The following is a 24,889-nucleotide window of genomic DNA, read 5'->3' as shown; positions in this document are numbered from 1 at the left end:
CGCTGGCCCAAGCGGTTCGGCGCTATTCGGCGCGCCCAGCGGTGACGATCAGAGCCCGTCGTTCACCGTTTCGTATCCCGATTTCTTGAGGTTCCGTGTAACCTCGCGCCATGCCTGACAGCGATGCGCGGCTGGCCAGCGACCTGTCGCTGGCGGTCATGCGGCTCGCCCGCCAACTCCGGTTCCGAAACCCGTCGTCCCCAGTGTCGTTGTCCCAGCTGTCGGCGCTGGCGACGCTGGCCAACGAGGGCCCGATGACGCCGGGTGCGCTGGCAATTCGCGAACGCGTCCGGCCACCGTCGATGACCCGCGTGATCGCTTCGCTGGCCGACATGGGCCTGGTGGACCGCGCCCCGCATCCCATCGACGGCAGGCAGGTGCTGGTCTCGGTCTCCCATTCCGGCGCCGAGCTGGTCAAGGCGACCCGGCGCGCCCGCCAGGAGTGGTTGGCCAAACGGCTGGCGACGCTGGACAGCGAGCAGCGCGACACCCTGCGCAACGCGGCCGACCTGATGTTGGCCCTGGTCGACGAAGGCCCGTGAGCGACGGAACCGATAGCCTGAACGTTCAGGACGTCGCCGATCCCGACGACCCGCGGCTCGACGATTTCCGCGACCTGAACAGCGTCGACCGCCGTCCCGACCTGCCGTCCGGCAAGGGCCTGGTGATCGCCGAAGGCGTGCTGGTCGTCCAGCGCATGCTGGCCTCCCGGTTCACCCCGCACGCCCTGCTGGGGACCGACCGACGGCTGGGCGAGCTCGCCGACGGCCTCGCGGGCAGTGCCGTGCCGTTCTACCGGACGTCGGCTGACGTCATGGCCCGGGTGGTGGGCTTTCACCTGAATCGGGGTGTGCTGGCGGCCGCCCGCAGGGTGCCGGAGCCCGGCCTGGCCGAACTGGTCGAGCGCGCCCGGACCGTCGCGGTGCTCGAGGGCGTCAACGACCACGAGAACCTGGGCTCGATCTTTCGCAACGCCGCCGGACTGGGCGTGGACGCGGTGGTGTTCGGCAGCGGTTGCGCCGACCCGCTTTACCGTCGCGCCGTGCGGGTTTCCATGGGCCACGCGCTGCTGGTCCCGTACGCGCGAGCGCGCGACTGGCCCGCTGACCTCGCGGTGCTGAAGGAGAACGGATTTCGGTTGCTGGCGATGACCCCGCACGGCAAGGCCTGCGCGCTGCCCGAGGCCATGGCGGCCGTCCGCGACGAACGCGTCGCGGTCTTGGTGGGCGCCGAGGGGCCGGGGCTCACGCCGGCCGCCCTGGGCTCGAGCGACCTGCGCGTGCGGATCCCGATGTCGCGCGGCACCGACTCCCTCAACGTCGCCACTGCGGCCGCCTTGGCGTTCTACGAGCGGGCTAGGCTCGGGCCGTGACCGACGATTCCGTGCCCTGGGCAACGGGTTTGACCGTTGCCGGGTTCGTCGCCGCAGTGACCGGGGCCGCCATCGTGGTGCTGAGCCTGGGACTGGTCCGGGTGCATCCGCTGCTGGCGGTCGGGCTCAACGTCGTCGCGGCCGGCGGGCTGGCGCCCACGCTGTGGGGTTGGCGGCACAAGTTGGTGCTGCGCTGGTTCCTGCTGGGCGCGGGGATCGGGGTCGGCGGAGCGTGGTTGACACTGCTTGCGCTGACGGTGGCGCGCTAGCGCCACCATTCGCTCTAGCGCTGTCCCCCCGAGCGCACGCCGAGCAGCACGTCCTCCCAAGCCGGGATAACGGGCTTGCCCCGGCGGGTGTGCACCGGCTGCTCTGGGGGAGCGGGCTGCTCTTCCGGAGCGGCGGCGGCCGGCTTCGCCGGTTCCTCGAAGTCGACGTGGGACACTCGCGCGAGCGGCCGCAGCGGACGGTCGAAGTTCGGGTCGATCAGCTCCTTGGCCGCGTCGTCGATCGCCGTGACCGTTCCGCCGTGCGCGCCGGGGGAGTAGGAGAAGTGCGCGATGTTGTCGGACCGGCCGGCCTTCCAGGCCAGCTGTACGGTCCAGCGGCTGTCCTCGTTGCGCCAGGCGTCCCAGCTGAGCCTGTCGGGCTCCAGGCCGCGCGTCACCAGGGCGGAGCTCACGGTCTCCAGCAGGCTGAGTACCGCGGGGCCGTCGGCGAGCACCGGATGAGCCGCCGTTGCCAGCTCCGCGGCGCGCGCACGCTCCAGCAACACCGGATGCGCGAACCGGCGAACCCGTGAGATGTCGGATCCCGACGCCGCGGCCACCTGCTCAACCGACGCACCGGCCCGGATCCTGGCTTGAATCTCTTTGGGGCTCAACATGTTTGTGACCTGTATGTCGAGTTGCGGTTGCTCTGGTGACGCGGTTTCGCCGCGCACGGCGGCTTTCAGCTGATCGTCGACCGCGAGCTTGAACGGTTCCCCGGGATCGCCGGCTTCACAGATGATGTGTTTGCCGTCGGCATCGACCCCAACCACTTTGAGTTCCCGCATGGTTTCTCCTCGCAGGCTCCGTGCAGGTCGACGGACCCGTCTCGACCGCACTCTAGTTCAGCTAACGCCCAGAACCGGCTCTGACACGCTGGGCGGTTGCGTGCTGATTGCTCCCCGCAAGCGGGAGGTACCCCCACAGCTGGGCGTCCCGGCCCGCGTCGTCGCCGGGCTAAAGCTTCTCGACTACCCAGTCGATGCACTGCGTCAGGGCGCTGACGTCGTCGGGGTCGACCGCCGGGAACATCCCGACCCGCAACTGGTTGCGCCCGAGTTTGCGGTACGGCTCGACGTCGACGATGCCGTTCGCCCGCAAAATCTTCGCGACTGCCGCGGCGTCGACGTCGTCGACGAAATCGATGGTGCCCACCACCTGGGACCGCAGGGCCGGGTCGGCCACGAACGGCGTGGTGTAGGGCCGCTCTTGGGCCCACGAGTACAACCGCTGGGACGAGTCGGCCGTTCGCTTGACGGCCCACTCCAGCCCGCCGTTGCCCAGCATCCAGTCGATCTGGTCGGCCATCAGCGCCAGTGTGCCGATCGCCGGGGTGTTGTAGGTCTGGTTCTTCAGGCTGTTGTCCACCGCGATCGGCAGCGACAGGAAGTCGGGCACCCAGCGGCCGGATCCGGCAATGGACTCCACCCGCGCCAGGGCGGCCGGGCTCATGATGGCCAGCCACAGGCCCCCGTCGCTGGCGAAATTCTTCTGCGGGGAGAAGTAATAGGCATCGGTCTCGGCGATGTCCACCGGCAGGCCGCCGGCGCCGGAGGTGGCGTCGATGACGATCAGAGCGTCGCCCGAGCCGGCAGGGCGGCGGATCGGCACCGCCACCCCGGTCGACGTTTCGTTGTGCGCCCAGGCGATCACGTCGACCGAGGGATCGCTCTGCGGTTCGGGGGCGCTGCCGGCATCCGCCTTGATGACGATGGGGTCCCCGATGAACGGATTGTTGGCGACCGCCGAGGCGAACTTCGAGCTGAACTCGCCGAAGGACAGGTGCAGCGAGCGCTTGTCGATCAGCCCGAACGCCGCCGCGTCCCAGAATGCCGTCGCGCCGCCGTTGCCGAGGATGACCTCGTAACCGTCCGGCACGGAGAACAGTTCGGCCAGCCCCGACCGGACCCGTCCCACCAGACCCTTGACGGGCGCCTGCCGGTGCGATGTGCCGAACAGCGGGGCCGCGGTGGTCGTCAGCGCCTGCAGTTGTTCGGGCCGCACCTTGGACGGGCCGCATCCGAAGCGGCCGTCGCGGGGTTTGATGTCGGAGGGAACCTCGAGCTGGTCAGCCATGTTCATCAGGGTAGTGAGCGGACGTGACCGGCCACGCAGCGGTCCGACCGCCCGACCCCGCCGTTGGGGCAAAACTCCTGGCCGTGCCGCGTGCGGTGTCTCCAGCTGTGTGAGGCAGGGCACACTGAAACCCTGACCACTGGTCAGGCCACAGTGCCCGCAGGGGGTCTAGAAGATATGCGGTACCTGCGGTACTGTTTGGACATAGCACGTCCAGATGTAAACCTCGCTGGGGAGGCTTGGATATGGCCAGGACACGCATGGTTCGGCGTTGGCGCCGCAATATGGAAGTGCGCGACGACGCCGAGTACGTCAACACGCTCGCCACACTGTCCGAGGGGTCGGTGCGGCGGAACTTCAATCCCTACACCGATATCGACTGGGACTCACCGGAGTTCGCCGTCACGGAGAACGATCCCCGGTGGATCCTGCCGGCGACCGATCCGTTGGGCCGTCATCCCTGGTACCAAGCGCAGTCCGACGAGCGCAAGATCAAGATCGGCATGTGGCGCCAGGCGAACGTCGCGAAGGTGGGGTTGCACTTCGAATCGATCCTGATCCGCGGCCTGATGAACTACACGTTCTGGGTGCCGAACGGGTCCCCGGAATACCGGTACTGCCTGCACGAATCGGTTGAAGAGTGCAACCACACCATGATGTTCCAGGAGATGGTCAACCGCGTCGGCGCGGACGTTCCGGGCATGCCTCGGGTGCTCAAGTGGCTGTCGCCCTTGGTTCCGCTGGTGGCCGGTCCGTTGCCGGTGGCGTTCTTCATCGGCGTGCTCGCCGGCGAGGAGCCGATCGACCACACGCAGAAAAACGTTCTGCGCGAGGGTAAGTCGCTGCATCCGATCATGGAGCGGGTGATGGCCATTCACGTCGCCGAGGAGGCGCGGCACATCTCCTTCGCCCACGAGTTCCTGCGCAGGCGGGTGCCGCAACTGACGCGCCGGCAGCGATTCTGGACGGCGCTGTACCTGCCGCTGACGATGAAGGTGCTGTGCCGCGCGATCGTGGTGCCGCCCAAGGCGTTCTGGCAGGAGTTCGACATCCCGCGCGAGGTGAAGCGGGAACTGTTCTTCCGGTCGCCGGAATCGCGAAAGTGGCTGAGCGACATGTTCGGTGACGTCCGAATGCTGGCCCACGACACCGGTCTGATGGAGACGCGTTCCGCGCGGCTCATGTGGCGGCTCTGCAAGATCGACGGCAAGCCGTCGCGGTACCGTAGCGAGCCGCAGCGTCAGCACCTGGCCACGGCGCCGGCCGCCTAGGCCCGCGCGGGTATCGCCTATGCCGCACGTCATTACCCAGTCGTGCTGTAACGACGGGTCCTGTGTTTTCGCGTGCCCGGTGAACTGCATTCACCCCACGCCCGATGAGCCCGGCTTCACGACTTCGGAGATGCTCTACATCGATCCGGTGGCGTGCGTGGACTGCGGCGCGTGCGTGAGCGCCTGTCCCGTCGGCGCGATCGCGCCCGACACCCGGCTGGACATCAAGCAGCTGCCGTTCGTCGAGATCAACGCATCCTTCTACCCGGAGCGGCCCGAGGGGGAGAAATTGCCCCCGACGTCGAAGCTGGCCCCGGTGATCCCGGCCGCCCAGGTGCGTGCTCGCCGCCGGCCGTTGACCGTGGCCATCGTCGGCTCCGGGCCGGCGGCCATGTATGCCGCCGATGAGCTGCTCACCCAGCATGGCGTGCGGGTCAACGTCTTTGAGAAGCTGCCGACGCCCTACGGGCTGGTGCGCGCCGGGGTGGCGCCCGATCACCAGAACACCAAGCGCGTCACGCGGCTGTTCGATCGTGTCGCCGGTCATCGCCGCTTCCGGTTCTACCTCAACGTCGAGGTCGGCAAGCACCTGAGCCATGCCGATCTCCTCGCCCACCACCACGCCGTGGTGTACGCCGTCGGGGCGCCCGACGACCGTCGACTCGACATCGAGGGCATGGGTCTGCCGGGCACCGGAACGGCCACCGAATTGGTTGCGTGGATCAACGGGCATCCCGAATTCGCCGGTCTACCGGTAGATCTGGGCCACGAGCGGGTGGTGATCGTCGGTAACGGAAACGTCGCCCTGGACGTGGCCCGGGTGCTCACCGCGGACCCCGACGACCTGGCCCGCACCGACATCTCCGATCGTGCGCTGGCGACGCTGCACGCTTCGTCGGTCCGCGAGGTGGTGGTCGCCGCCCGGCGCGGCCCCGCACAGTCGGCCTTCACGCTGCCCGAACTGATCGGGCTCGCCGGCTCGTCCGCGGTCGTGCTCAGTGCGGCCGACCACGAACTGGTGGCGGCCGAGCTCGCCGCCGCAACCGACGGTCTGACGAAGCGCAAGTTGGACATCTTGACCACGCTCGGTGACGATTCGTCGCCGGCCCAAGGAAACGGGCGACCGCGGATCCGGCTGGCCTATCAGCTGACCCCCAAGCGGGTTCTGGGTGAGGACCGCGCCACCGGCGTGGAGTTCGTAACCACCGGTGGTGACGAGTTGCGCCGGCTGGACGCGGGCCTGGTGCTGACGTCAATTGGCTACCGCGGCAAGCCGATTCCCGGTCTACCGTTCGACGATTCGGCGGCTGTCGTTCCGAACGAAGGTGGGCGTGTGGTCGACCCCACCTCCGGGGAGCCGGTGTCCGGGGCCTATGTCGCGGGCTGGATCAAGCGCGGCCCCAGCGGATTCATCGGCACGAACAAATCGTGTTCGCTGCAGACCGTTCACGCCCTGGTGGCCGACTTCAATGCCGGCAGGCTCGGCGATCCGGTCGGAGAGCCGGAGGCGCTGGCCGAGCTGGTGCGGGACCGGCAGCCCGACGCCGTCGATGCTCGCGGCTGGCGAGCCATCGACGCCGCGGAGATTGCTCGCGGCAGCGCCGCCGGTCGGCCGCGCGGCAAATTCACCGAGGTGGCCGACATGCTCGCCGCCGCTGCCGCCTCCGAGCCGCCGCCACGACGCCGGCTGCTGGCCCGCTTGCTCGGCTAACCGGCGGCCTGCCCGGCCATCACCGCCTGGATCTCGTCGTAGCCGACCTCGCGGACGGGCTGTCCCATCGACCACTGGTGGCCGAACGGGTCAGCGACCACGCCGTAGCGGTCACCCCAGAACTGATCGTCCAACGGAGCGACCACGGTGGCGCCCGCATCCAGCGCCCGCTGGAACTTGGCATCGACGTCGGTGACCGTCAGGTGGATGGTGACCGGGGTGCCGCCCAAGGACGTGGGCGTCATCGACTTGCCCCCACACATCTCGGGGAAGTCGTCGTTGAGCATGACCATAAAGCCGTTGATGCGCACCGCGGCATGAACGAGCTTTCCGTCCGGACGAGGGACCCGCCCGATCTCCTCGGCGCCAAAAGCCTTGACGTAGAAGTCGATCGCCGCGGCCGCGTCGTCGACCACCAGGTGCGGGGACAGGGCGGGTTCGATGTTGATCGCCATTGTGGTTCTCCTTGCTGTCGGTTCCCAGGCCGGCCCGGCGCGGGCAGGCTCGCGAGTTATGACTGCGCCCGCGACACAAACTCATCGCGGCGACACTCATTTGATCGCCGGGCACCGACAACTAGGCGTTGGTGAGGCTGCGATCCCATCCCTCGACGGATTCAGGGCTGCGCGGGCCCGGTCCCACATAGATGGCCGACGGGCGAACCAGCTTGCCCAGCCGCTTCTGCTCGAGGATGTGCGCACACCATCCCGCGGTGCGCCCGCAGGTGAACATCGCGGGCATCATGTTGGCGGGCACCTGGGCAAAGTCCAGGATCACCGCCGCCCAGAACTCGACGTTGGTCTCGATGGCGCGGTCTGGACGGCGCTCACGCAGCTCCGAGAGGGCGGCCTGCTCCAGCGCGACCGCGACCTCGTGGCGCGGTGCTCCGAGCCGCTCGGCGGTCGCGCGCAGCACCCGCGCCCGCGGGTCCTCCGCGCGGTAGACCCGGTGCCCGAAACCCATCAGCTTGTCGCCGCTGTCCAGAATTCTCTTGACCAGGGCCCGGGCGTCGCCGGTGCGCTCGACTTCTTCGAGCATCGGCAGTACGCGGGCCGGCGCGCCGCCGTGCAGCGGCCCGCTCATCGCCCCGATCGCCCCGGACAACGCCGCCGCGACGTCGGCCCCGGTCGACGCGATCACGCGCGCGGTGAACGTCGAGGCGTTCATGCCGTGTTCGGCGGCCGACACCCAGTAGGCGTCGATCGCCTCGACGTGCCGCGGGTCGGGCTCACCCTGCCAGCGAGTCATGAATCGCGCTGTGACGGTTGAGCATTCGTCGATGATCCGCTGGGGAACCGCCGGCTGGTAGATGCCGCGGGCGGACTGCGCGACGTAGGACAGCGCCATCACCGACGCCCGGGCCAGCTGGTCGCGCGCCGTGGCGTCGTCGGTGTCGAGCAAGGGTCGGTAGCCCCAGATCGGGGCCAGCATCGCCAGGCCCGCCTGCACGTCGACGCGCACGTCGCCGGTATGGATGGGCAGCGGGAACGGCTCGGCGGGCGGCAATCCGTGGCCAAACCTCCCGTCGACCAGCAGGGCCCACACGTCACCGAACGTGACCTGCTGGTTCACCAGGTCTTGGATGTCGACGCCGCGGTAGCGCAGCGCACCGCCGTCTTTATCCGGTTCGGCGATCTCGGTCGTGAAGGCGACCACGCCCTCGAGGCCGGGAACAAAGTCTTCGGGGACCACAGTCATAGGCGAAATTCTCGCACCCCACGCTCGCGCCGACGCTACCGGCCGGTGGCAAGCCCGGTAGCGTTGGCGCGATGGCAGGACCAGACCCCGACCACCTGCAAAGGATGCGCGTGGAATACGGATCGGTGGAAAAGGACGGCAGTCCCGATCTCGACGCGGATTGGCTCGATGACGGTTGGGTTGCCTTGTTACGCAAATGGATCGACGACGCCGAGCGGTCCGGCGTTGCCGAGCCCAACGCCATGGTGCTGGCCACCGTCGCCGACGGTAAGCCGACGAGCCGAACGGTGCTGTGCAAGAGCGTGGACGAGTCCGGGATCACATTTTTCACCAGCTATGACTCGGCCAAGGGCGCGGACCTGGCCGTGACGCCGTACGCGTCGGTGACGTTCCCCTGGTACCAATTGGGGCGGCAGGTGCACCTTGGCGGTCCGGTGAGCAAGGTCACGCAGCAGGACACCGAGGACTACTGGTCGAAGCGGCCGCGTGGCTCTCAACTGGGCGCGTGGGCTTCGCGGCAGTCCCGGCCGATCGCCTCCCGCGCGGCGCTGCTTGACCAGCTGGCGGAGGTGACCGCGCGGTTTGCCGAGCAGGAACAGATCCCGGTGCCGCCGGGCTGGGGCGGTTACCTGCTCGCTCCGGAGTCGGTCGAATTCTGGCAGGGGCGGGAGGACCGGTTGCATAACCGGATCCGGGTCACCGGCTCTCACCTCGAACGCCTCCAGCCCTAGCCCCGGGCCCAGGGTCGGTGTGACGCCGCACACTCGACCCCCGGGCAGGCGCGCGAACACGACAACGACTACCTTCACCTATAAGCACCTAGTCAGGGCAGCCATACCAGCCAGAGCGCAAAGGGGTTCTCGTGGCCGACACCGACGACACCGCAACTCTGAAGTACCCGGGGGGCGAGATCGACCTAGAAATCGTTCGCGCCACCGAAGGTGCGGACGGCATTGCGCTGGGTCCCCTGTTGTCCAAGACCGGGCACACCACCTTCGACAACGGGTTCGTCAACACCGCCGCATGCAAGAGCGCCATCACCTACATCGACGGCGACGCCGGGATCCTGCGGTACCGCGGCTACCCGATCGACCAGCTCGCCGAGAAGTCGACCTTCATCGAGGTGAGCTACCTGCTGATCTACGGCGAGCTGCCGGACTCCGACCAGCTCGCCGAGTTCACCAAGCGGATCCAGCTGCACACCATGCTGCACGAGGACCTCAAGCGATTCTTCGACGGCTTCCCCCGCAACGCCCACCCGATGCCGGTGCTGTCGAGCGTGGTGAACGCGCTGAGCGCCTACTATCCCGACGCGCTCGACCCGATGGACAACAGCCAGGTCGAGCTGTCGACGATCCGCCTGCTCGCGAAACTGCCCACCATCGCCGCGTACGCGTACAAGAAGTCCGTCGGCCAGCCGTTCCTCTATCCGGACAACAACCTGACGCTGGTGGAGAACTTCCTGCGGATGACATTCGGGCTGCCTGCCGAGCCTTATCAGGCCGACCCCGAAGTGGTAAGGGCGCTGGACATGCTGCTCATCCTGCACGCCGACCACGAGCAGAACTGCTCGACGTCGACGGTGCGGCTGGTGGGGTCGTCGCGGGCCAACCTGTTCACCTCGATCTCCGGTGGCATCAACGCGCTGTGGGGGCCCCTGCACGGCGGCGCCAACCAGGCGGTGCTCGAGATGCTCGAGCAGATTCGCGAAAGTGGCGACGACGTCAGCGAGTTCGTCCGCAAGGTGAAGAACCGCGAAGAGGGCGTCAAGCTGATGGGCTTTGGCCACCGGGTCTACAAGAACTACGACCCCCGCGCCCGCATCGTCAAGGAACAGGCCGACAAGATCCTGGCCAAGCTGGGCGGCGACCCGCTGCTGGACATCGCCAAGGAACTGGAAGAAGCGGCGCTGACCGATGACTACTTCGTCGAGCGCAAGCTGTACCCGAACGTCGACTTCTACACCGGGCTGATCTATCGGGCCTTGGGCTTCCCGGTCCGGATGTTCACGGTGCTGTTCGCGCTGGGCCGGCTGCCCGGCTGGATCGCGCACTGGCGTGAGATGCACGACGAGGGTGACAGCAAGATCGGCCGTCCGCGCCAGATCTACACCGGCTACACCGAGCGCAACTACAAGACCATCGACGCCCGGTAACCGGGCGACGCGGGTCGCCATCTCTGGCAGTCACAGCGAGGCGAGCACCGCCATGGCGGCGTTGTGTCCGCCGATGCCCGACACCGCACCGCCGCGGCGGGCGCCTGAGCCGCAGAGCATGATCCGCTCATGCGCGGTGGCCACCCCCCACCGCAGCGCCGGCGTGTCCAACGGGTCGTCGTCGTCCGCGAACGGCCACGCCAGGCCGCCGTGGAAGATGTTGCCGGCAGTCATCCGCAGCGTGCGGTGCAGGTCGAGGGTGGTCGTCGTCTCGATGCAGGGGCGTCCGTGCGCGTCGGGCAGCAGCAGTTCCTGAATTGGTTCGGCCAGAACGGAATTCAGTGACGCCAGCACCGACTCGGTGAGCCGGTCGCGCAGCGCGCCGGAGTAGGTGCCATCGAACAGCGAGTGCGGGGTGTGCAGGCCGAACACCGTCATCGTGTGGGCGCCCGCCCCGCGCAGGTCGGCCGACAGGATGCTCGGGTCGGTCAGCGAATGGCAATAGGCTTCGCAGGGCAGCGGATCCGGGACATGCCCGGAGGTGGCCCGCGCGTATGCCGTATCCAGCTGTGTCCAGGCCTCGTTGACGTGAAACGTCCCGGCGAACGCCTGCTCGGAGGTCACCCCGTCGTCCCGCAGCCGGGGCAGCCGCCGCAGCACCATGTTGACCTTGACCTGCGCCCCCTGGGCGGGTGTGGGCGGTCGTTCGCCAAGCAGGCCGGACAGTACCGCCGGCGTGACACCCGCAAGGACAAACCGGGCCCGGACGGCGTGCTCATCGTCGCGGGCGCGGAAACGCACCAGACCGTCCGGTTCGACGGCATAAACCTCAGCGGCGGTGGTGATTTCGGCGCCGTGACCCACGGCGGCGGCCGCCAGGGCCTCGGTCAGCGCGCCCATCCCGCCGACCGGGACATCCCAGTCCCCGGTCCCGCCGCCGAGCACGTGATACAGCAAGCAGACATTCTGGATCAGCGACGGGTCGTCGAGGCGAGCGAATGTTCCGATCAGCGCGTCCGTCGCGATCACGCCGCGGACTACGTCGTTGCCGACGGCCGCGGTGATGGCATGTCCGATCGGCTCGTCGATCAAGGCGCGCCACGCGGCCGCCGCCTCGCCTGCGTCGGCGACCCACCGGCGGGCCTGTTCGCGAGTGCGCAGCGGTTCCAGCAGCGTCGGCCAGAGCCGCTGGGTCACCAGCCGGCAGCGTTCGTAAAAGGCGGCGAACCCCTGCGCGTCGGGCGCGGCGCCGATCGCGGCGAACGCGTCACCGGCCGCCCCGATCAGCAGCCCGCGGCGCCCAGCCGTGGCCGGATCCGGGGTGTAAGAGGAGTACCGCCGCCGGGCCAACCGCACCCGGGCACCCAGGTCGTCGACGATGCGGGGCGGCAACAGGCTGACCAGATAGGAATACCGGGACAGCCGCACACCCACCCCGTCGAAGGCCTGCGCCGACACCGCGGCTCCGCCGATGTGCCCGAGCCGCTCCAGCACCCGCACCCGCAGGCCCGCCCGGGCCAGATACGCCGCGGCGACCAGGCCGTTGTGGCCGCCACCTATGACGACGGCGTCGACATCCGCGGCGTGGCTCAGTTCAGGTAGCCCTCAACCTCGTCGGGCGGACGCACCTCGGCCTCGCGAGGGTCACCGCCGCTGTCGCGCAGCGCGCGACGCTGCCGCAGCAGGTCCCAACACTGGTCGAGCTCGACCTCGAGCCGCCGCAGGCGATCGTGCTCCTCCGATTCGGAGATGTCGTGCTGTTGCAGCTGCGCCCGCAGGGTTTTCTCCTCGGCGACCAGGTCGCGGATGTGCGCCAGGGTTTCGTTGTCGGTCGGTTTCTTGCCGTTGGCCATCGCTCCAGTGTGCCCGACCCGGCAGGGGGCGGCTCGCTAGGTCCCCATCGCGGGCCGCGCGGACAGGCCTGCGCGGGGGACCGGTCAAAAGCCTTGTGCCCTCGACGAAGTCGCGCTAGCTCGGGCCGGGGAGCCGCAACACCAGCCGGGCGCCGCCCAGCGGGCTGCTTTCCAATGCCGCTGTCCCGCGGTGCAAGTGGGCCTGCTGGGCCACCAACGCGAGCCCCAGCCCCGAGCCCGAATGCGAGGCGGTCGACCCGCGGGAGAACCGCTCGAACACCACGTCGCGTTCGTCTTCGGGCACGCCGCCGCCGTTGTCGTCGATAGCGATCTCGACCCCGGCGCGCGAGCTGACCGCCGAGAGCTGGACACGGGTCGCGCCGCCGTGCTTGACGGCATTGGCGATCGCGTTGTCCACCGCCAGGCGCAATCCGGCGGGCAAGCCGACGATGATGCACGTCGGCGAGGGGACCAGTGACACGTCGAGGTCGGGGTAGATGCGCATGGCGTCGTGGGCGGCGCGGTCGAGGAGCTCGGTGATGTCGACGGGCACGTGATCGTCGGAGGTCGACAGTTCGCCCTGGGCCAGCCGCTCCAGGGCGCTCAAGGTGGCTTCGATCCGCGACTGGGTGCGGATGACGTCGCTCAGTACCTCCTTGCGTTGGTCGTCGGTCATATCCAGGGTGGACAGCACCTCGAGGTTGGTGCGCATCGCGGTCAGCGGGGTGCGCAGCTCGTGCGAGGACACGGCGGCGAAGTCGCGGGCCGACGCCAGCGCCTCCTTGGTCCGGTTCTGCTCGTTCCAGATGCGCTGCAGCATGCCGCGCATGGCCTCGGCGATCTCGACGGCCTCGGTGGCGCCGTGCACCTCCACCCGCGGCGCCTCGTCTCCCGCGTCGATCGATCGGGTCTGCTGGGCGAGCTGTTTGAATGGGCGCACGGCGAACGCGGCCAATAGCCAGGCGAACACGGCGGCCGCGCCGATGGCGAAGCCACAGATCAGCAGTACCCGCCGGTGCAGGTTGTTGGTCTCGGCGAGCGTCGCGTCATACGTCGCGCCCACGGCCAGCGACGTGGGTTCCGGCGCGGGAATCGTCACCGTCCGCACCCGATACCGCACGCCGTTGACGTAGGCGTCGGCGTAGTCGACGTCCAGCTTGGGCAGCGTCACGTTGGAGTTCGACTTGACCTGGTCGCCACGGCGGATGGTCATTTTGGCGTCGTTGTTGTTGGGGGAGCGCGGGATTTCGTCGAGGCCGCGCGGCAGGAAAGGGATGGCGAAACCCGCGGCCTCGTCGAGGCGGCGGTCCAACCGTTCTTTGCGGTCGTTGGTAATGCCCACCCAGACGACGACGCCGACGATGAGCACGGGAATCGCCGCGCCGATGGCCGTCGCGACCACAACCCGGGCGCGTAGCGACGGCGTACGGGTCAGGATCCGGGACAGAAAATTCATCGCCGCTCGACTTGTCACTGCATGCGCAGCACGAACCCAACTCCGCGGACGGTGTGCAGCAGTCTGGGCCCGCCGTTGGCCTCCAGCTTGCGGCGCAGGTACCCGATGAACACGTCGACCACATTGGTGTCGGCGGCGAAGTCGTAACCCCACACCAGCTCCAACAGCTGCGCCCGGGACAGCACCGCGGTCTTGTGCTCGGCCAACACGGCCAGCAGGTCGAACTCACGCTTGGTCAGGTCGACGTCGACGCCGTTGACCCGGGCGCGCCGACCGGGAATGTCTACTTCCAGCGGGCCGACCGTGATGGTCTCCGAGGAGGTCGAGGCGACCGCGCCGCGACGGCGCAGCAGTGCCTTCACCCGCGCGACGAGCTCGGCCAACACGAACGGTTTAACCAAGTAATCGTCGGCGCCGGCTTCCAGGCCGGCGACGCGGTCATCGACCGAGCTGCGCGCCGAGAGCACGCAGACCGGGACGTCGTTGTCCATCGCCCGCAGGGCGGTGACGACGCTGACGCCGTCCAGCACGGGCATGTTGATGTCGAGCACGATCGCGTCCGGCCGGGTCTCGGTGGCGCTGCGCAAGGCTTCAGCGCCGTCGACCGCGGTCGACACCTCGAACCCGGACAGCCGCAGGCCACGTTCCAGCGAGGCGAGTACATCGGAGTCGTCGTCGACGACCAAGACGCGAGGCGAAGTCCCACCAGTGTCCATGCCGCCCATCTTGCCTGATTGTCGCGCGGTGCGGTGCCCTGGATGGTCCGCCGGTGCCTAAATGGTTACGTTTTCGACGCTGCGCCGAAACTGCGCGCTGGTAGCGGCTTAACCGCGTCAAAATCTTTGGTGGAATTGGACATTCGCCTGCGAGGCGTTCCGTTCCCAGTCGGTGTCACGGCGACCACCAGCCCCGGTTGCCCAGTGACTTCCGTTGGACCCGTGGATCACTGGGGTGCGAGCCCACTCAACCGCAACGCCAGCCGCCGTCGCACCGCCGGGATCCCTGCGGCCAGCCGCATTCCGGTGTTGCGCAGGGGGCGCAACGGGCGTGGCAGCGTAGAGACCCGGGTTAGCCGCCCCGTCAGTTTCAGCACGCGCTCGGCGCGCTGGCGCTGCGTGGTGCTGTAGACGTCCAGTGTGTCCTGCGGGCCGCCGCGCAGGACCTCGGTGAGCGCCCCGGCCAGCGCCGCGGCGTCGGCGATCCCCAGGTTCATCCCCTGGCCCCCGGCCGGGCTGTGCACGTGGGCCGCGTCGCCGGCCAGCAACAGACGGCCGGCCCGGTAGCTGTCGGCGACGCGGTGATGGATGTGGAACCGCGATCCCCAGACCAGCTCGGTGACGACCGTTCGGCCCGGCCCGAAGCCCCGGGCGTCCAATAGTTGTTGCACGAACTCCACCGACGGCCGCTCGGGTGCGTCGGCGGTCGGTGCGACGACGCGAAAGATGTCACCGGGCAGCGGCGCCAGGACCGTCAGGCCGTCTTTGGCGTAAAACAGGATCACCTCGTCGCGGGGCGCCTCGCCGGTCACTCGCACATCGGCGAGTGTGAAGGATTCGCCGAATTCCCCACCCTTGAAGCCGATTCCGGCCTGTGCGCGGACCGTACTGTGCATGCCGTCAGCCCCGACGGCATAGCGCGCCCTGATGGTGTCGCCGTCGTCGAACGTCGCGGTGACGCCGTCGGCGTCCTGGGTGATGCGGCTCAGCGCCTTGGGCCGGGCTACGTCGCCGCCGAGTTCGTGCAGCCGCTCGAGCAGCAGCCGCTCGGTATCCGCCTGGGACAGCATCAGGGTGTAGCGATGTGCCGAGGGCAGCTGGTCGAAGTCGACGGGCATCAGGACGCGCCCGCCCTGCCGAATGGTGAATCGCGGCGCGATCAGCCCCGCCTTGACCATCCGTCGGGACACGTCGAGCCCTTCGAGCACCTCCAGGGTGCGGGCGTTGACGGCCGCGGCGCGGGACGTGTTGGCGCCGGCCGCCATCTTGTCGACGACGGTCGCTCCGATCCCGCGGCGCAGCAGTGCGGCCGCGAGTGTCAGACCGGTCGGACCTGCCCCCACCACCAGGACATCGGTGTCGTGCATGCCCGGCTCCTCTCTCCGTTGTGCGTTAGTCAACGCTTGTTGGCATGACTCCATGCTGGCGCGCCGATCGCACTATGTCAACAGTTGTTGGCCTACAATCGTTGGCATGAGAAGGTCGTCGGACCAGACCAAGGCGGCGATCCTGGCGGCGGCCCGCGAGCGGTTCGGCGCGGTCGGCTTTCAGGGCGCGACCATCCGGACGATCGCCGCCGACGCGGGGATCGATCCGGCGATGGTCATGCGGTACTACGGCAGCAAGGACAAGTTGTTCGCGGCCGCGGCCGAGTTCGATCTGCGGTTCCCGGACGTGGCTGCAATCGACCCGGCGCAGGTCGGGCACTCGATGGTCCGGCACTTTCTCGAACGCTGGGAGGGTGACGAGGCGCTGGTGATCCTGCTGCGGTCCAGCACCACCAACGGCGAAGCGGCGCAACGGATGCAGGAGATCTTCGGGAGCCAGATCCAGCCGCTGGTGGCCTCCTTCGTGCCGCCGCCCGACGCCGACGTGCGGGCCGGGCTGATCGCGACGCAGATCCTGGGGATGGCCCTGTGCCGCTTCGTCTTACGGCTCCCGCCGATCGTGGAGATGAGCCGAGACGAGATCGTGGAGTGGCTCGGTCCGACGATCCAGCGTTACCTCGGGTTGCCCGAGGGCTGACCCGCGAGACATGAACCACGGCGACGCTTTGCGGCCGCGTGTGGTGTGCGTCGCTTATGTGTCGCGAAAGTCAGGGCAGCCCGATGCGGCGGTAGCGGTGAAGTCTGCTTGCCAGGCGCTCGTCGTCGGGCGTCGCCCGCAACCCCTGCAGCTCGGCGGCGATGGTGCGGGAGAGCCGCTGGCAGAACTCGACCGGTTCGTCGGCGGCGTCGGGATGCTCCGCCACCACCGCGTCGACAATGCCCGACGCCAGCAGGTCGGCGGACCGGATACCTTGCGCCGCAGCGAGTTCGGCGGCGTGAACGGTGTCGCGGAAGACGATCGCGCTCGCGCCTTCCGGCGGCAACGGTGCCAGCCAACCGTGCAAAGCGGCCAGCACCCGATCGGCGGGCACCATCGCAAGCGCCGGCCCACCGCTGCCCTGTCCGAGCAACACCGACACCGTCTGGGTGTCGAGGGTCACCAGCTCGGCCAGGCACTGGGCGATCTGCCCGGCCAGCCCGCCCTGTTCGGCCTCGGCCGACAGCGCTGGGCCGGCGGTGTCGATCACCAGCACCAGCGGCAGGCGCAGCTCGGCGGCCAGCGCCATGCCCCGCCGGGCCTCCCGCAGCGACGCGGGTCCCACCATCCCGCCCGTAACCCGTTGCTGGCCGAGCACCACCGCGGGCTGCCCGGCGAAGCGGGTCAGGGCCAACAGGGTCGTCGCCGCTTCCCCCTGCCCCGTCCCCGACAGCAGCACCAGATCGGAGGCGCCGTGGCGCAACAACTGGCCGACACCCGGACGGTCAGGGCGGCGGGACGCCACCACGGAGTCCCACGCCGGCACGTCGGGGATCGGTTCGGGCGGCGGAGCCGCCGGCAGCGGTTCGGGCGGGTCGGCGAGGACGGTCAGCGCGAGGTGGAGCATCCGGCGCAGCTCGTCGACCGCGACGACACCGTCGATCACGCCGTGGCGGTGCAGGTTCTCCGCGGTCTGGATGCCCTCGGGAAACGGCTCGCCGTAGAGCAGCTGATACACCCGGGGCCCGAGAAATCCGATCAGGGCGCCCGGCTCGGCCACCGTGACGTGGCCCAGCGAACCCCACGACGCGAACACCCCGCCGGTAGTCGGGTTGCGCAGGTAGACCAGGTAGGGCAGGTGGGCCCGCTTGTGCAGTCGCACCGCGGCGGCGATCTTCACCATTTGCAGAAAGGCGACCGTGCCCTCCTGCATACGGGTGCCGCCGGAGCTCGGCGAGGCCAACAACGGCAGGCCCTCGGCGGTCGCCCGCTGCACCGCGGCGGTGATTCGCTCGGCCGCCGCCACGCCGATCGAGCCGCCCAGGAAACCGAATTCACACACCACGACCGCCACCCGACGCCCGTAAATGCGGCCCTCGCCCGTCAGCACCGATTCATCCAGGCCGGTGGCCGCCCGCGCCTCGGCCAACTCTCGCGAATACGCGTCGCTGACCGGGATGGCGAGCGGCTCGCCGTCCCAGCGGACGAAGGAACCGTCGTCCAGCACCGCGTCGCGCAGCTGATCAGCCGTGATACGACTCACGACACGAGGCTATATAGGGTGGCTGCCATGATCGGTGTTACCCAGGCCGAAGCCGTGCTGACCATTGAGTTGCAGCGGTCGGAGCGGCGCAACGCGCTCAATTCGCAGCTCGTCGAGGAGCTGCGGGAGGCCTTCCAGAAGGCGAGCGACGGCACTGTGCGGGCCATCGTGCTGACCGGCCAGGGCACCGTGTTCTGCGCCGGTGCCGACCTGAGCGGCGATGCGTTCGCCGCCGACTATCCCGACCGGCTGATCGAGTTGCACAAGTTGATGGATGCCACCCTGATCCCGGTGATCGGCGCCATCAACGGCCCCGCCATCGGCGCGGGCCTGCAGCTGGCCATGCAATGCGATCTGCGGGTTGTCGCACCTGAGGCGTTCTTTCAGTTCCCTACCTCGAAATACGGTCTGGCGCTTGACAATTGGAGCATCCGGCGGTTGTCTTCGCTGGTCGGTCACGGCCGGGCCCGCGCGATGCTGCTGGCCGCGGAGAAGCTCACCGCAGACGCTGCGCTGCAGACCGGAATGGCCAACCGCATCGGGACCCTGGCCGACGCCCAGGCCTGGGCAGCCGAGATCGCCGGCCTGGCCCCGCTGGCACTTCAGCATGCCAAGCGGGTACTCAACGACGACGGTGCCATCGAAGAGGCCGGGCCGGTGCACAAGGAGCTCTTCGACAAAGCGTGGGGGAGCCAGGACGTCATCGAAGCCCAGGTGGCCCGCATCGAGAAGCGACCGCCGAAGTTCAAGGGGGCCTGACCGTCATGCTGCGGGGGGCGCTGCGGCTGGCCGCGGGGACGGCGTCGCTGGCGGCCGGCAGCTGGGTGGTGCGGGCGCTGCATGGGGCACCGGCGGCCCTCGGTGCGCGCCCCGCCGCCATACGGGCGATGGCCGAGGGATCACCGAATTACCGCGACGGCGTATTCGTCAACCTCGACCCCGCCTCCGATTCCATGGACCGCGAAGAACTGCGGCTCGTCGTCTGGGAGCTGATCGGCAATCGTGGTGTTGGCCGGCCGGCGTCGCCGATCCCGTTGGCCGCGCCGGCGATCTTCGAGGGTGATTCCGGCCCGCTCGCGGTCAGCTGGTTCGGCCACTCGACGGCGCTGCTGGAAATCGACGGTTACCGGGTGCTCACCGATCCGGTGTGGAGCGACCGGTGCTCACCGTCGGACATCGTGGGGCCGCGGCGGCTGCATCCGCCGCCGGTGCAATTGGAGGGGCTGCCCGCCGTCGATGCGGTGGTGATCAGCCACGACCACTACGACCACCTCGACATCGACACGGTCATGGCGCTGGCCCACACACAGCGGGCGCCCTTCTTCGTCCCCCTCGGTGTCGGCGCCCACCTGCGGGCGTGGGGAATCCCCGAGCGGCGCATCGTCGAACTCGACTGGCATCAGAGTGCCAAGCTCGATGAGCTCATCGTGACTTGCCTGCCGGCGCGGCACTTCTCGGGTCGCTTCCTGGACCGCAACGCCACGCTGTGGGCGTCATGGGCCTTCGTCGGCCCGAACCACCGCGCGTATTTCGGCGGCGACACCGGGTACACCAAGAGCTTCGCGCACATCGGCGAAGAGCACGGGCCGTTCGACCTGACCCTGCTGCCCATCGGGGCCTACAACACCGCGTGGCCGGACGTGCACATGAACCCCGAGGAGGCGGTTCGGGCGCACCTGGACCTCACCGAGGCCGGGCTGCTGGTGCCGATCCACTGGGGCACGTTCCGGTTGGCCCCCCATCCGTGGGCCGAGCCGGTCGAGCGACTGCTCACCGCCGCGGAGCAGGAGCGGGTCGACGTCGCGGTGCCCGCCCCGGGCCAGCGCATCGATCCCACGTCGCCGGTGAAATCGAACCCGTGGTGGCGGCTCTGATTGGGGAGCCCGGAAACCTCCCCACGCTAAGGTTCCGCCATGACGAAACGCGCCGCCGCAGCCGCTGTCACGGTGCTGCTCGGCATGACCGGATGCGGGCCCGCGCACCCCACTTCCAGCCCGCCCGCGCTCTCTGACGCACCGCCCAACGAGATCTCCGGCGTTGTCATCCCCGCCGGTCGCATCGACGACGCCGTCGCAAAGGTCGACGGCCTGGTCGGCGACCTGATGAAGAGCACCGGCGTCCCGGGGATGGCCGTGGCCATCGTCCACGGCGGGAAAGTGTTGTACGCCAAGGGCTTCGGAGTCAAGGACGTGAGGAAGGGGCAGGGCCAAGACAACGTCGTCGACGCCGACACCGTCTTCCAGTTGGCGTCGGTGTCCAAATCGGTCGGTTCCACGGTGGTCGCGCATGAAGTCGGTGACAGCGTCCTCGCCTGGGACACCCCGGTCGCGTCCAAGCTGCCGTGGTTCACGCTCAGCGATCCCTACGTCACCAGCCATGTGACCGTCGCCGATCTTTATTCGCACCGTTCCGGGCTGCCCGACCACGCCGGCGACAAACTCGAAGACCTGGGTTACGACCGACGGCAGACGCTCGAGCGGCTGAAGTTCCTGTCGCTGGCCCCGTTTCGGGCCAGCTACGCCTACACGAACTATGGGGTGACCGCGGCCGCCGAGGCGGTGGCCGCCGCGGCGGGCAAGTCATGGGAAGACCTCTGCGAGGAGGTGCTCTACCGCCCGCTGGGGATGACATCGACCAGTTCGCGGTTCGTTGACTTCGTCGCCCGGCCCAACCATGCGGTCAACCACATCAAGGTCGGCGACAAGTGGGAAGCGCGATTCCAGCGCGACCCCGATCCTCAGTCACCCGCGGGAGGCGTCAGTTCATCGGTCCATGACATGGCCCGCTGGCTGATGATGTTGCTGGGCAAGGGAAGTTACGACGGGCAGCGGATCGTGTCGCCGGAAGCCTTGCTGCCAGCTACCAGTCCGCAGGCCGTCTCGGCGCCGGCTAAGACGCCCATGGCACGCTCCGGGTTCTACGGATACGGCTTCAACGCATCGGTTGATTCCTCCGGGCGAACCGAGTACTCCCATTCGGGCGCTTTCGATCTGGGGGCGGCCACGAACTTCGTCGCGCTGCCCTCGGAGGACCTGGCCATCATCGCGCTGACGAACGGCGCGCCCTACGGCATCCCGGAGACGCTGGCGGCTCAGTTCATCGAACTCGTTGAGTATGGCCAGATCCGCGAGGACTGGGGTGCGCTGTACAAGAAGGCGATCGGCTGGCTCAACAACCCGCAGGGTTCGCTGGTCGGCAAGCAACCGCCCTCCAACCCCGCACCGGCCAGAGCGCTCGGCGACTACGCCGGCGTCTACGCCAACGACTACTGGGGCCCGGCCGTCGTTACGGAGCGCGACGGTGGCCTGCAGTTGGTGATGGGGCCGAAGAACCGTGCTCTCAGCCTGACGCATTGGGACGGCGACACCTTCACCTTCGGTCTGACCGACGAAAATGCCCCACCGGGAACGATTTCGAAGGCCGTGTTCTCCGGTAACACGCTGAACCTGGAGTACTACGACTCCGACAAACTGGGAACGTTTACCCGATGATCGCCGGTCTGACCGATGCCGAGGTGGCGCAGCGGGTCGCCGACGGGAAGAGCAACGCTGTCCGAGAACGGGCCACCCGCAGCATTCCGGACATCGTGCGGGCCAACGTCTTCACCCGGATCAACGCCATCCTGGGCGTGTTGCTGCTGATCGTGTTGGCGACCGGCTCGGTGATCAACGGGATGTTCGGCTTGCTTATCGTCGCCAACAGCGTCGTCGGCATGGTGCAGGAGATCCGGGCCAAGCAGACTCTGGACGCGCTGGCGATCGTGGGACAGGCGAAACCGTTGGTGCGCAGGTCATCCGGGACTCGTACGCTGCCGCCCTCGGAGGTGGTGCTCGATGACATCATCGAACTCGGACCCGGCGACCAGGTCGTCGTCGATGGCCAGGTCGTCGAAGAGACGAACCTGGAGATCGACGAATCGCTGCTGACCGGTGAGGCCGACCCGATCGGCAAGGCCACCGGCGACGCCGTGATGTCGGGAAGCTTCGTCGTCGCCGGGACGGGGGCCTACCGGGCCACCAAGGTCGGACCGGAGGCGTACGCCGCCAAGCTCGCCGAAGAGGCCAGCAAGTTCACCTTGGTCAAATCCGAACTGCGCATGGGCATCAACCGGATCCTGCAGTTCATCACCTACCTGTTGATTCCGGCCGGCTTGCTGACGATTTACACCCAGTTCTTCACCACCCATGCGGGCTGGCGGCAGTCGGTGCTGCGGACGGTCGGTGCTCTGGTGCCGATGGTGCCCGAAGGGCTGGTCCTGCTGACGTCGGTCGCGTTCGCCGTTGGGGTGATCCGGCTCGGCCAGCGCCAGTGCCTGGTGCAGGAGCTGCCCGCCATCGAAGGGCTCGCCAGGGTCGATGTGGTCTGCGCGGACAAGACCGGCACCTTGACCGAGAACGGCATGCGCGTGGCGGGGGTCGAGGAACTCCAAGCGGCGCAACGCGACAACGTCGATGAGGCGCTGGCGGCGTTGGCCGCCGCCGACCCGCGGCCCAACGCCAGTATGCAGGCGATCGCCGAGACCTATCAGCGGCCACCCGACTGGGTGGCCACGGCGACCGCGCCTTTCAAGTCGGCCACCAAGTGGAGCGGGGTCTCGTACGGCGACCGCGGCAACTGGGTGATCGGGGCGCCGGACGTGCTGCTCGATCCGGCGTCGGAAGCGGCCGGGCGGGCCGAGCGCATCGGCGCGCAGGGGCTGCGGGTGCTGCTGGTCGGCACCGGCGATGTGGCCGTAGACCACCCGGACGCCCCGGGGCGCGTCACCCCCGTCGCGCTGGTGGTTCTCGAGCAAAGGGTGCGCCCCGACGCCGCGGAAACGTTGGATTACTTTGCCGAGCAGGGCGTTTCGGTGAAGGTGATCTCTGGCGACAACGCGGTGTCCGTCGGAGCCGTCGCCGAGAAGCTCGGGCTGCGAGGTGAGACGATGGATGCGCGCCGGCTGCCGTCGGAACCCGCGCAACTGGCCAACGCGCTGGATACCTACACCACGTTCGGGCGGGTGCGGCCCGACCAGAAGCGGTCGATCGTGCACGCCCTGCAAGCGCACGGGCATACCGTCGCGATGACCGGCGACGGCGTCAACGACGTGCTGGCCCTCAAGGATGCCGACATCGGCGTCGCGATGGGGGCCGGCAGCCCGGCCTCGCGCGCGGTCGCACAAATCGTGTTGCTGGACAACAGGTTCGCCACTCTGCCGTACGTCGTCGCCGAGGGCAGGCGGGTGATCGGCAACATCGAGCGCGTCGCCAACCTGTTCTTGACCAAGACCGTCTACTCTGTGCTGCTCGCGCTTCTGGTCGGCATTGAATGCCTGTTCGCCAAGGCGATCAAAGCCGATCCCTTGCTGTACCCGTTTCAGCCTATTCACGTGACGATCGCGGCGTGGTTCACCATCGGAATCCCGTCGTTCATCCTGTCGCTCGCCCCCAACAACGAACGCGCCTACCCCGGCTTCGTCCGGCGGGTGCTCAGTTCGGCGCTGCCGTCCGGGGTGATCGTGGGCACCGCGACCTTCGCGTCCTATCTGCTGGCCTACCACGGCCGGCACGCGACGTTTCAGCAACAGGAGCAGGCGTCCACCGCGGCCCTGATCACGCTGCTGATGACGGCGCTGTGGGTGCTCGCAGTGGTGGCCCGTCCCTACCAATGGTGGCGGGTCGCGCTGGTCATCGCCTCGGCCCTGGCCTACGTCGCGATCTTCAGCATCCCGCTGGCCCGCAAGGCGTTCCTGCTCGACCCCTCCGATGTGGTGGTGACGTCGACCGCCGTGGGGGTCGGCGTGCTGGGCGCGGCCGCGGTCGAGGCGATGTGGTGGATCCGGGCGCGGATGCTGGGCGTGCAGCCGCGATTGTGGCGCTGACCACCCGGAGCTCGGGCCCGCTGGGTTAGTAGGATTTCCGGCGGAGAAAGGACGGGTGCATGGGACTCCTGGACAAGGCGAAAGACCTGTTGTCGCAGAACGCCGACAAGGTCGGGACTGCGATCGACAAGGCCGGCGAATTCGTCGACGACAAGACCCAGCACAAGTACTCCGACACCATCCACAAAGTGCAGGAAGAGGCCAAGAAGGCAGCCGAGGCCGCGGCAAAAGGCGACAACCAGAACTGAGCTCATGGCGAAACTCTCCGGATCGATCGATGTCCCGCTGCCACCCGAGGTGGCCTGGAAGCACGCGTCGGACCTGTCCCGGTACAAGGATTGGCTGACTATCCACCGGGTGTGGCGCAGCAAACTGCCCGACGACATCGAGAAGGGCACGGTCGTGGAGTCGATCGTCGAAGTCAAGGGCATGTACAACCGGATCAAATGGACGGTGGTGCGGTACAAGCCGCCGGAAGGCATGACACTCAACGGCGACGGCGTCGGCGGCGTGAAGGTCAAGCTGATGGCGAAGGTTCAGCCCGCAGAGGAGGGCTCCACCGTCAGCTTCGACGTCCACCTCGGCGGCCCGGCGCTGTTCGGGCCGATCGGCATGATCGTGGCCGCCGCCCTGCGGGGCGACATCAACACGTCGCTGGAGAACTTCGTCACGGTGTTCACCCGACCCGACCCCGGCATGAACGGGCACGGCGTTAGCCGCTGATGGGGCACCTGCCGCCCGAGCGTCACGCTGGGGCGGCGCTTGCCGACGGGCGCCACGCTAGCGTGACGCTCGATCGCCCGGGGCCGGGTCTGAGTCGGTTAATCTCGCTAGCATGACTCGCCGGCTGCGCCCTGGTTGGCTGGTGGCGCTTTTCGCGTTGG

24 protein-coding genes are annotated in these 24,889 nt (G+C 68.5%); 14 read left to right on the top strand and 10 right to left on the bottom strand.

Features of this window, described 5'->3' with window-relative positions:
- Positions 1-110 precede the first annotated feature (110 nt).
- The 3 genes from A5695_RS13610 to A5695_RS13600 are packed head-to-tail and all read left to right on the top strand — an operon-like array spanning position 111 to position 1,641.
- On the top strand, positions 111-542 hold the full coding sequence (locus A5695_RS13610) for a MarR family transcriptional regulator (RefSeq protein ID WP_068082480.1): 432 nt from the start codon (positions 111-113) through the stop codon (positions 540-542).
- Complete coding sequence (locus A5695_RS13605; RefSeq protein WP_068082477.1) at positions 539-1,372, top strand: RNA methyltransferase; 834 nt, start codon at positions 539-541, stop codon at positions 1,370-1,372. The genes A5695_RS13610 and A5695_RS13605 overlap by 4 nt, the downstream gene beginning before the upstream one ends.
- A complete protein-coding gene (locus tag A5695_RS13600) occupies positions 1,369-1,641 on the top strand; it encodes a DUF2537 domain-containing protein (protein ID WP_068082469.1) in 273 nt (90 codons plus the stop codon). Before A5695_RS13605 ends, A5695_RS13600 begins: the two co-directional genes overlap by 4 nt.
- 14 nt (positions 1,642-1,655) lie before the next feature.
- On the opposite strand, the gene sepH is transcribed toward A5695_RS13600, so the two are convergent.
- Together sepH and serC are read right to left on the bottom strand one after the other, a co-directional pair.
- Complete coding sequence (gene sepH / locus A5695_RS13595) at positions 1,656-2,429, bottom strand: septation protein SepH (RefSeq protein ID WP_068082466.1); 774 nt, start codon at positions 2,427-2,429, stop codon at positions 1,656-1,658.
- A 169-nt stretch (positions 2,430-2,598) separates the two neighbouring features.
- On the bottom strand, positions 2,599-3,717 hold the full coding sequence (serC, locus tag A5695_RS13590; protein WP_068082529.1) for a phosphoserine transaminase: 1,119 nt from the start codon (positions 3,715-3,717) through the stop codon (positions 2,599-2,601).
- Positions 3,718-3,962: 245 nt separating this feature from the next.
- On the opposite strand from serC, the gene A5695_RS13585 reads away from it, so the two are divergent.
- Together A5695_RS13585 and A5695_RS13580 are read left to right on the top strand one after the other, a co-directional pair.
- A complete protein-coding gene (locus tag A5695_RS13585) occupies positions 3,963-4,988 on the top strand; it encodes a diiron oxygenase (protein WP_068082462.1) in 1,026 nt (341 codons plus the stop codon).
- A 19-nt stretch (positions 4,989-5,007) separates the two neighbouring features.
- Positions 5,008-6,699 (top strand): FAD-dependent oxidoreductase, encoded by a 1,692-nt coding sequence (locus A5695_RS13580; RefSeq protein WP_068082459.1) that lies wholly within the window; start codon positions 5,008-5,010, stop codon positions 6,697-6,699.
- On the opposite strand, the gene A5695_RS13575 is transcribed toward A5695_RS13580, so the two are convergent.
- Together A5695_RS13575 and A5695_RS13570 are read right to left on the bottom strand one after the other, a co-directional pair.
- Positions 6,696-7,154 (bottom strand): VOC family protein, encoded by a 459-nt coding sequence (locus A5695_RS13575; protein ID WP_068082458.1) that lies wholly within the window; start codon positions 7,152-7,154, stop codon positions 6,696-6,698. The two genes, A5695_RS13580 and A5695_RS13575, sit on opposite strands and share 4 nt — an antisense overlap.
- Positions 7,155-7,275: 121 nt before the next feature.
- On the bottom strand, positions 7,276-8,397 hold the full coding sequence (locus A5695_RS13570; RefSeq protein WP_068082454.1) for a citrate synthase 2: 1,122 nt from the start codon (positions 8,395-8,397) through the stop codon (positions 7,276-7,278).
- Positions 8,398-8,468: 71 nt separating this feature from the next.
- On the opposite strand from A5695_RS13570, the gene pdxH reads away from it, so the two are divergent.
- Entirely contained in the window at positions 8,469-9,128 is a 660-nt protein-coding gene (gene pdxH / locus A5695_RS13565) for a pyridoxamine 5'-phosphate oxidase (protein ID WP_068082452.1), read from the top strand.
- A gap of 131 nt (positions 9,129-9,259) precedes the next feature.
- Positions 9,260-10,552, top strand: coding sequence for a citrate synthase (locus tag A5695_RS13560; protein ID WP_068082450.1), 1,293 nt, complete (start codon positions 9,260-9,262; stop codon positions 10,550-10,552).
- Positions 10,553-10,582: 30 nt separating this feature from the next.
- Here A5695_RS13560 and A5695_RS13555 read toward each other — a convergent pair whose 3' ends face one another.
- The 5 genes from A5695_RS13555 to A5695_RS13535 form a co-directional block, all read right to left on the bottom strand.
- Positions 10,583-12,145, bottom strand: a complete 1,563-nt coding sequence (locus A5695_RS13555; RefSeq protein ID WP_068082447.1) for an NAD(P)/FAD-dependent oxidoreductase — start codon at positions 12,143-12,145, stop codon at positions 10,583-10,585.
- Positions 12,142-12,405, bottom strand: coding sequence for a DUF2630 family protein (locus A5695_RS13550; RefSeq protein ID WP_068082444.1), 264 nt, complete (start codon positions 12,403-12,405; stop codon positions 12,142-12,144). Before A5695_RS13550 ends, A5695_RS13555 begins: the two co-directional genes overlap by 4 nt.
- Before the next feature lie 115 nt (positions 12,406-12,520).
- The gene (locus A5695_RS13545) at positions 12,521-13,861 is read right to left on the bottom strand and encodes a HAMP domain-containing sensor histidine kinase (RefSeq protein WP_068082442.1); all 1,341 of its coding nucleotides are present in this window, start codon (positions 13,859-13,861) and stop codon (positions 12,521-12,523) included.
- Between the two features lie 14 nt (positions 13,862-13,875).
- On the bottom strand, positions 13,876-14,586 hold the full coding sequence (gene prrA / locus A5695_RS13540) for a two-component system response regulator PrrA (protein ID WP_102419630.1): 711 nt from the start codon (positions 14,584-14,586) through the stop codon (positions 13,876-13,878).
- 218 nt (positions 14,587-14,804) lie between these two features.
- Positions 14,805-15,944, bottom strand: a complete 1,140-nt coding sequence (locus A5695_RS13535) for an FAD-dependent monooxygenase (protein ID WP_068082440.1) — start codon at positions 15,942-15,944, stop codon at positions 14,805-14,807.
- Positions 15,945-16,050: 106 nt separating this feature from the next.
- Between A5695_RS13535 and A5695_RS13530 the strand changes: the two genes are divergently transcribed.
- Complete coding sequence (locus tag A5695_RS13530; protein ID WP_068082437.1) at positions 16,051-16,602, top strand: TetR/AcrR family transcriptional regulator; 552 nt, start codon at positions 16,051-16,053, stop codon at positions 16,600-16,602.
- Positions 16,603-16,672: 70 nt separating this feature from the next.
- On the opposite strand, the gene A5695_RS13525 is transcribed toward A5695_RS13530, so the two are convergent.
- Complete coding sequence (locus A5695_RS13525; RefSeq protein ID WP_068082435.1) at positions 16,673-18,145, bottom strand: carboxyl transferase domain-containing protein; 1,473 nt, start codon at positions 18,143-18,145, stop codon at positions 16,673-16,675.
- A 27-nt stretch (positions 18,146-18,172) separates the two neighbouring features.
- Between A5695_RS13525 and A5695_RS13520 the strand changes: the two genes are divergently transcribed.
- The 6 genes from A5695_RS13520 to A5695_RS13495 are packed head-to-tail and all read left to right on the top strand — an operon-like array spanning position 18,173 to position 24,728.
- Entirely contained in the window at positions 18,173-18,904 is a 732-nt protein-coding gene (locus A5695_RS13520) for an enoyl-CoA hydratase (protein WP_068082430.1), read from the top strand.
- 5 nt (positions 18,905-18,909) lie between these two features.
- Positions 18,910-20,019, top strand: coding sequence for an MBL fold metallo-hydrolase (locus tag A5695_RS13515; RefSeq protein WP_068082428.1), 1,110 nt, complete (start codon positions 18,910-18,912; stop codon positions 20,017-20,019).
- A 39-nt stretch (positions 20,020-20,058) separates the two neighbouring features.
- Positions 20,059-21,636, top strand: a complete 1,578-nt coding sequence (locus A5695_RS13510) for a serine hydrolase (RefSeq protein ID WP_068082425.1) — start codon at positions 20,059-20,061, stop codon at positions 21,634-21,636.
- Positions 21,633-24,005: an HAD-IC family P-type ATPase gene (locus A5695_RS13505; protein WP_068082422.1), complete on the top strand. Its 2,373-nt coding sequence runs from the start codon at positions 21,633-21,635 to the stop codon at positions 24,003-24,005. Before A5695_RS13510 ends, A5695_RS13505 begins: the two co-directional genes overlap by 4 nt.
- A 59-nt stretch (positions 24,006-24,064) precedes the next feature.
- Complete coding sequence (locus A5695_RS13500; RefSeq protein ID WP_068082419.1) at positions 24,065-24,253, top strand: antitoxin; 189 nt, start codon at positions 24,065-24,067, stop codon at positions 24,251-24,253.
- A 4-nt stretch (positions 24,254-24,257) separates the two neighbouring features.
- A complete protein-coding gene (locus A5695_RS13495; RefSeq protein ID WP_068082417.1) occupies positions 24,258-24,728 on the top strand; it encodes an SRPBCC family protein in 471 nt (156 codons plus the stop codon).
- Positions 24,729-24,889 lie beyond the last annotated feature (161 nt).

The sequence above is a fragment of the Mycobacterium sp. E1747 genome, from assembly GCF_001667775.1.
In the GTDB taxonomy this organism is placed as follows: Bacteria; Actinomycetota; Actinomycetes; order Mycobacteriales; family Mycobacteriaceae; genus Mycobacterium.
The sequence above is the reverse complement of the archived record's forward strand: the minus strand, read 5'-3'. Positions and strand labels throughout refer to the sequence as shown.

Bases quoted from the DNA above. Each gene is read 5' to 3' on its own strand.
- A5695_RS13585 (WP_068082462.1), top strand. From the start codon at position 3,963: ATGGCCAGGACACGCATGGTTCGGCGTTGGCGCCGCAATATGGAAGTG.
- A5695_RS13575 (WP_068082458.1), bottom strand. From the start codon at position 7,154: ATGGCGATCAACATCGAACCCGCCCTGTCCCCGCACCTGGTGGTCGAC.
- A5695_RS13570 (WP_068082454.1), bottom strand. From the start codon at position 8,397: ATGACTGTGGTCCCCGAAGACTTTGTTCCCGGCCTCGAGGGCGTGGTC.
- A5695_RS13515 (WP_068082428.1), top strand. From the start codon at position 18,910: ATGCTGCGGGGGGCGCTGCGGCTGGCCGCGGGGACGGCGTCGCTGGCG.
- A5695_RS13510 (WP_068082425.1), top strand. From the start codon at position 20,059: ATGACGAAACGCGCCGCCGCAGCCGCTGTCACGGTGCTGCTCGGCATG.
- A5695_RS13520 (WP_068082430.1), top strand. From the start codon at position 18,173: ATGATCGGTGTTACCCAGGCCGAAGCCGTGCTGACCATTGAGTTGCAG.
- A5695_RS13535 (WP_068082440.1), bottom strand. From the start codon at position 15,944: ATGCACGACACCGATGTCCTGGTGGTGGGGGCAGGTCCGACCGGTCTG.
- A5695_RS13550 (WP_068082444.1), bottom strand. From the start codon at position 12,405: ATGGCCAACGGCAAGAAACCGACCGACAACGAAACCCTGGCGCACATC.
- A5695_RS13505 (WP_068082422.1), top strand. From the start codon at position 21,633: ATGATCGCCGGTCTGACCGATGCCGAGGTGGCGCAGCGGGTCGCCGAC.
- A5695_RS13580 (WP_068082459.1), top strand. From the start codon at position 5,008: ATGCCGCACGTCATTACCCAGTCGTGCTGTAACGACGGGTCCTGTGTT.
- A5695_RS13495 (WP_068082417.1), top strand. From the start codon at position 24,258: ATGGCGAAACTCTCCGGATCGATCGATGTCCCGCTGCCACCCGAGGTG.
- prrA (WP_102419630.1), bottom strand. From the start codon at position 14,586: ATGGGCGGCATGGACACTGGTGGGACTTCGCCTCGCGTCTTGGTCGTC.
- A5695_RS13610 (WP_068082480.1), top strand. From the start codon at position 111: ATGCCTGACAGCGATGCGCGGCTGGCCAGCGACCTGTCGCTGGCGGTC.
- A5695_RS13500 (WP_068082419.1), top strand. From the start codon at position 24,065: ATGGGACTCCTGGACAAGGCGAAAGACCTGTTGTCGCAGAACGCCGAC.
- serC (WP_068082529.1), bottom strand. From the start codon at position 3,717: ATGGCTGACCAGCTCGAGGTTCCCTCCGACATCAAACCCCGCGACGGC.
- sepH (WP_068082466.1), bottom strand. From the start codon at position 2,429: ATGCGGGAACTCAAAGTGGTTGGGGTCGATGCCGACGGCAAACACATC.
- A5695_RS13545 (WP_068082442.1), bottom strand. From the start codon at position 13,861: ATGAATTTTCTGTCCCGGATCCTGACCCGTACGCCGTCGCTACGCGCC.
- pdxH (WP_068082452.1), top strand. From the start codon at position 8,469: ATGGCAGGACCAGACCCCGACCACCTGCAAAGGATGCGCGTGGAATAC.
- A5695_RS13530 (WP_068082437.1), top strand. From the start codon at position 16,051: ATGAGAAGGTCGTCGGACCAGACCAAGGCGGCGATCCTGGCGGCGGCC.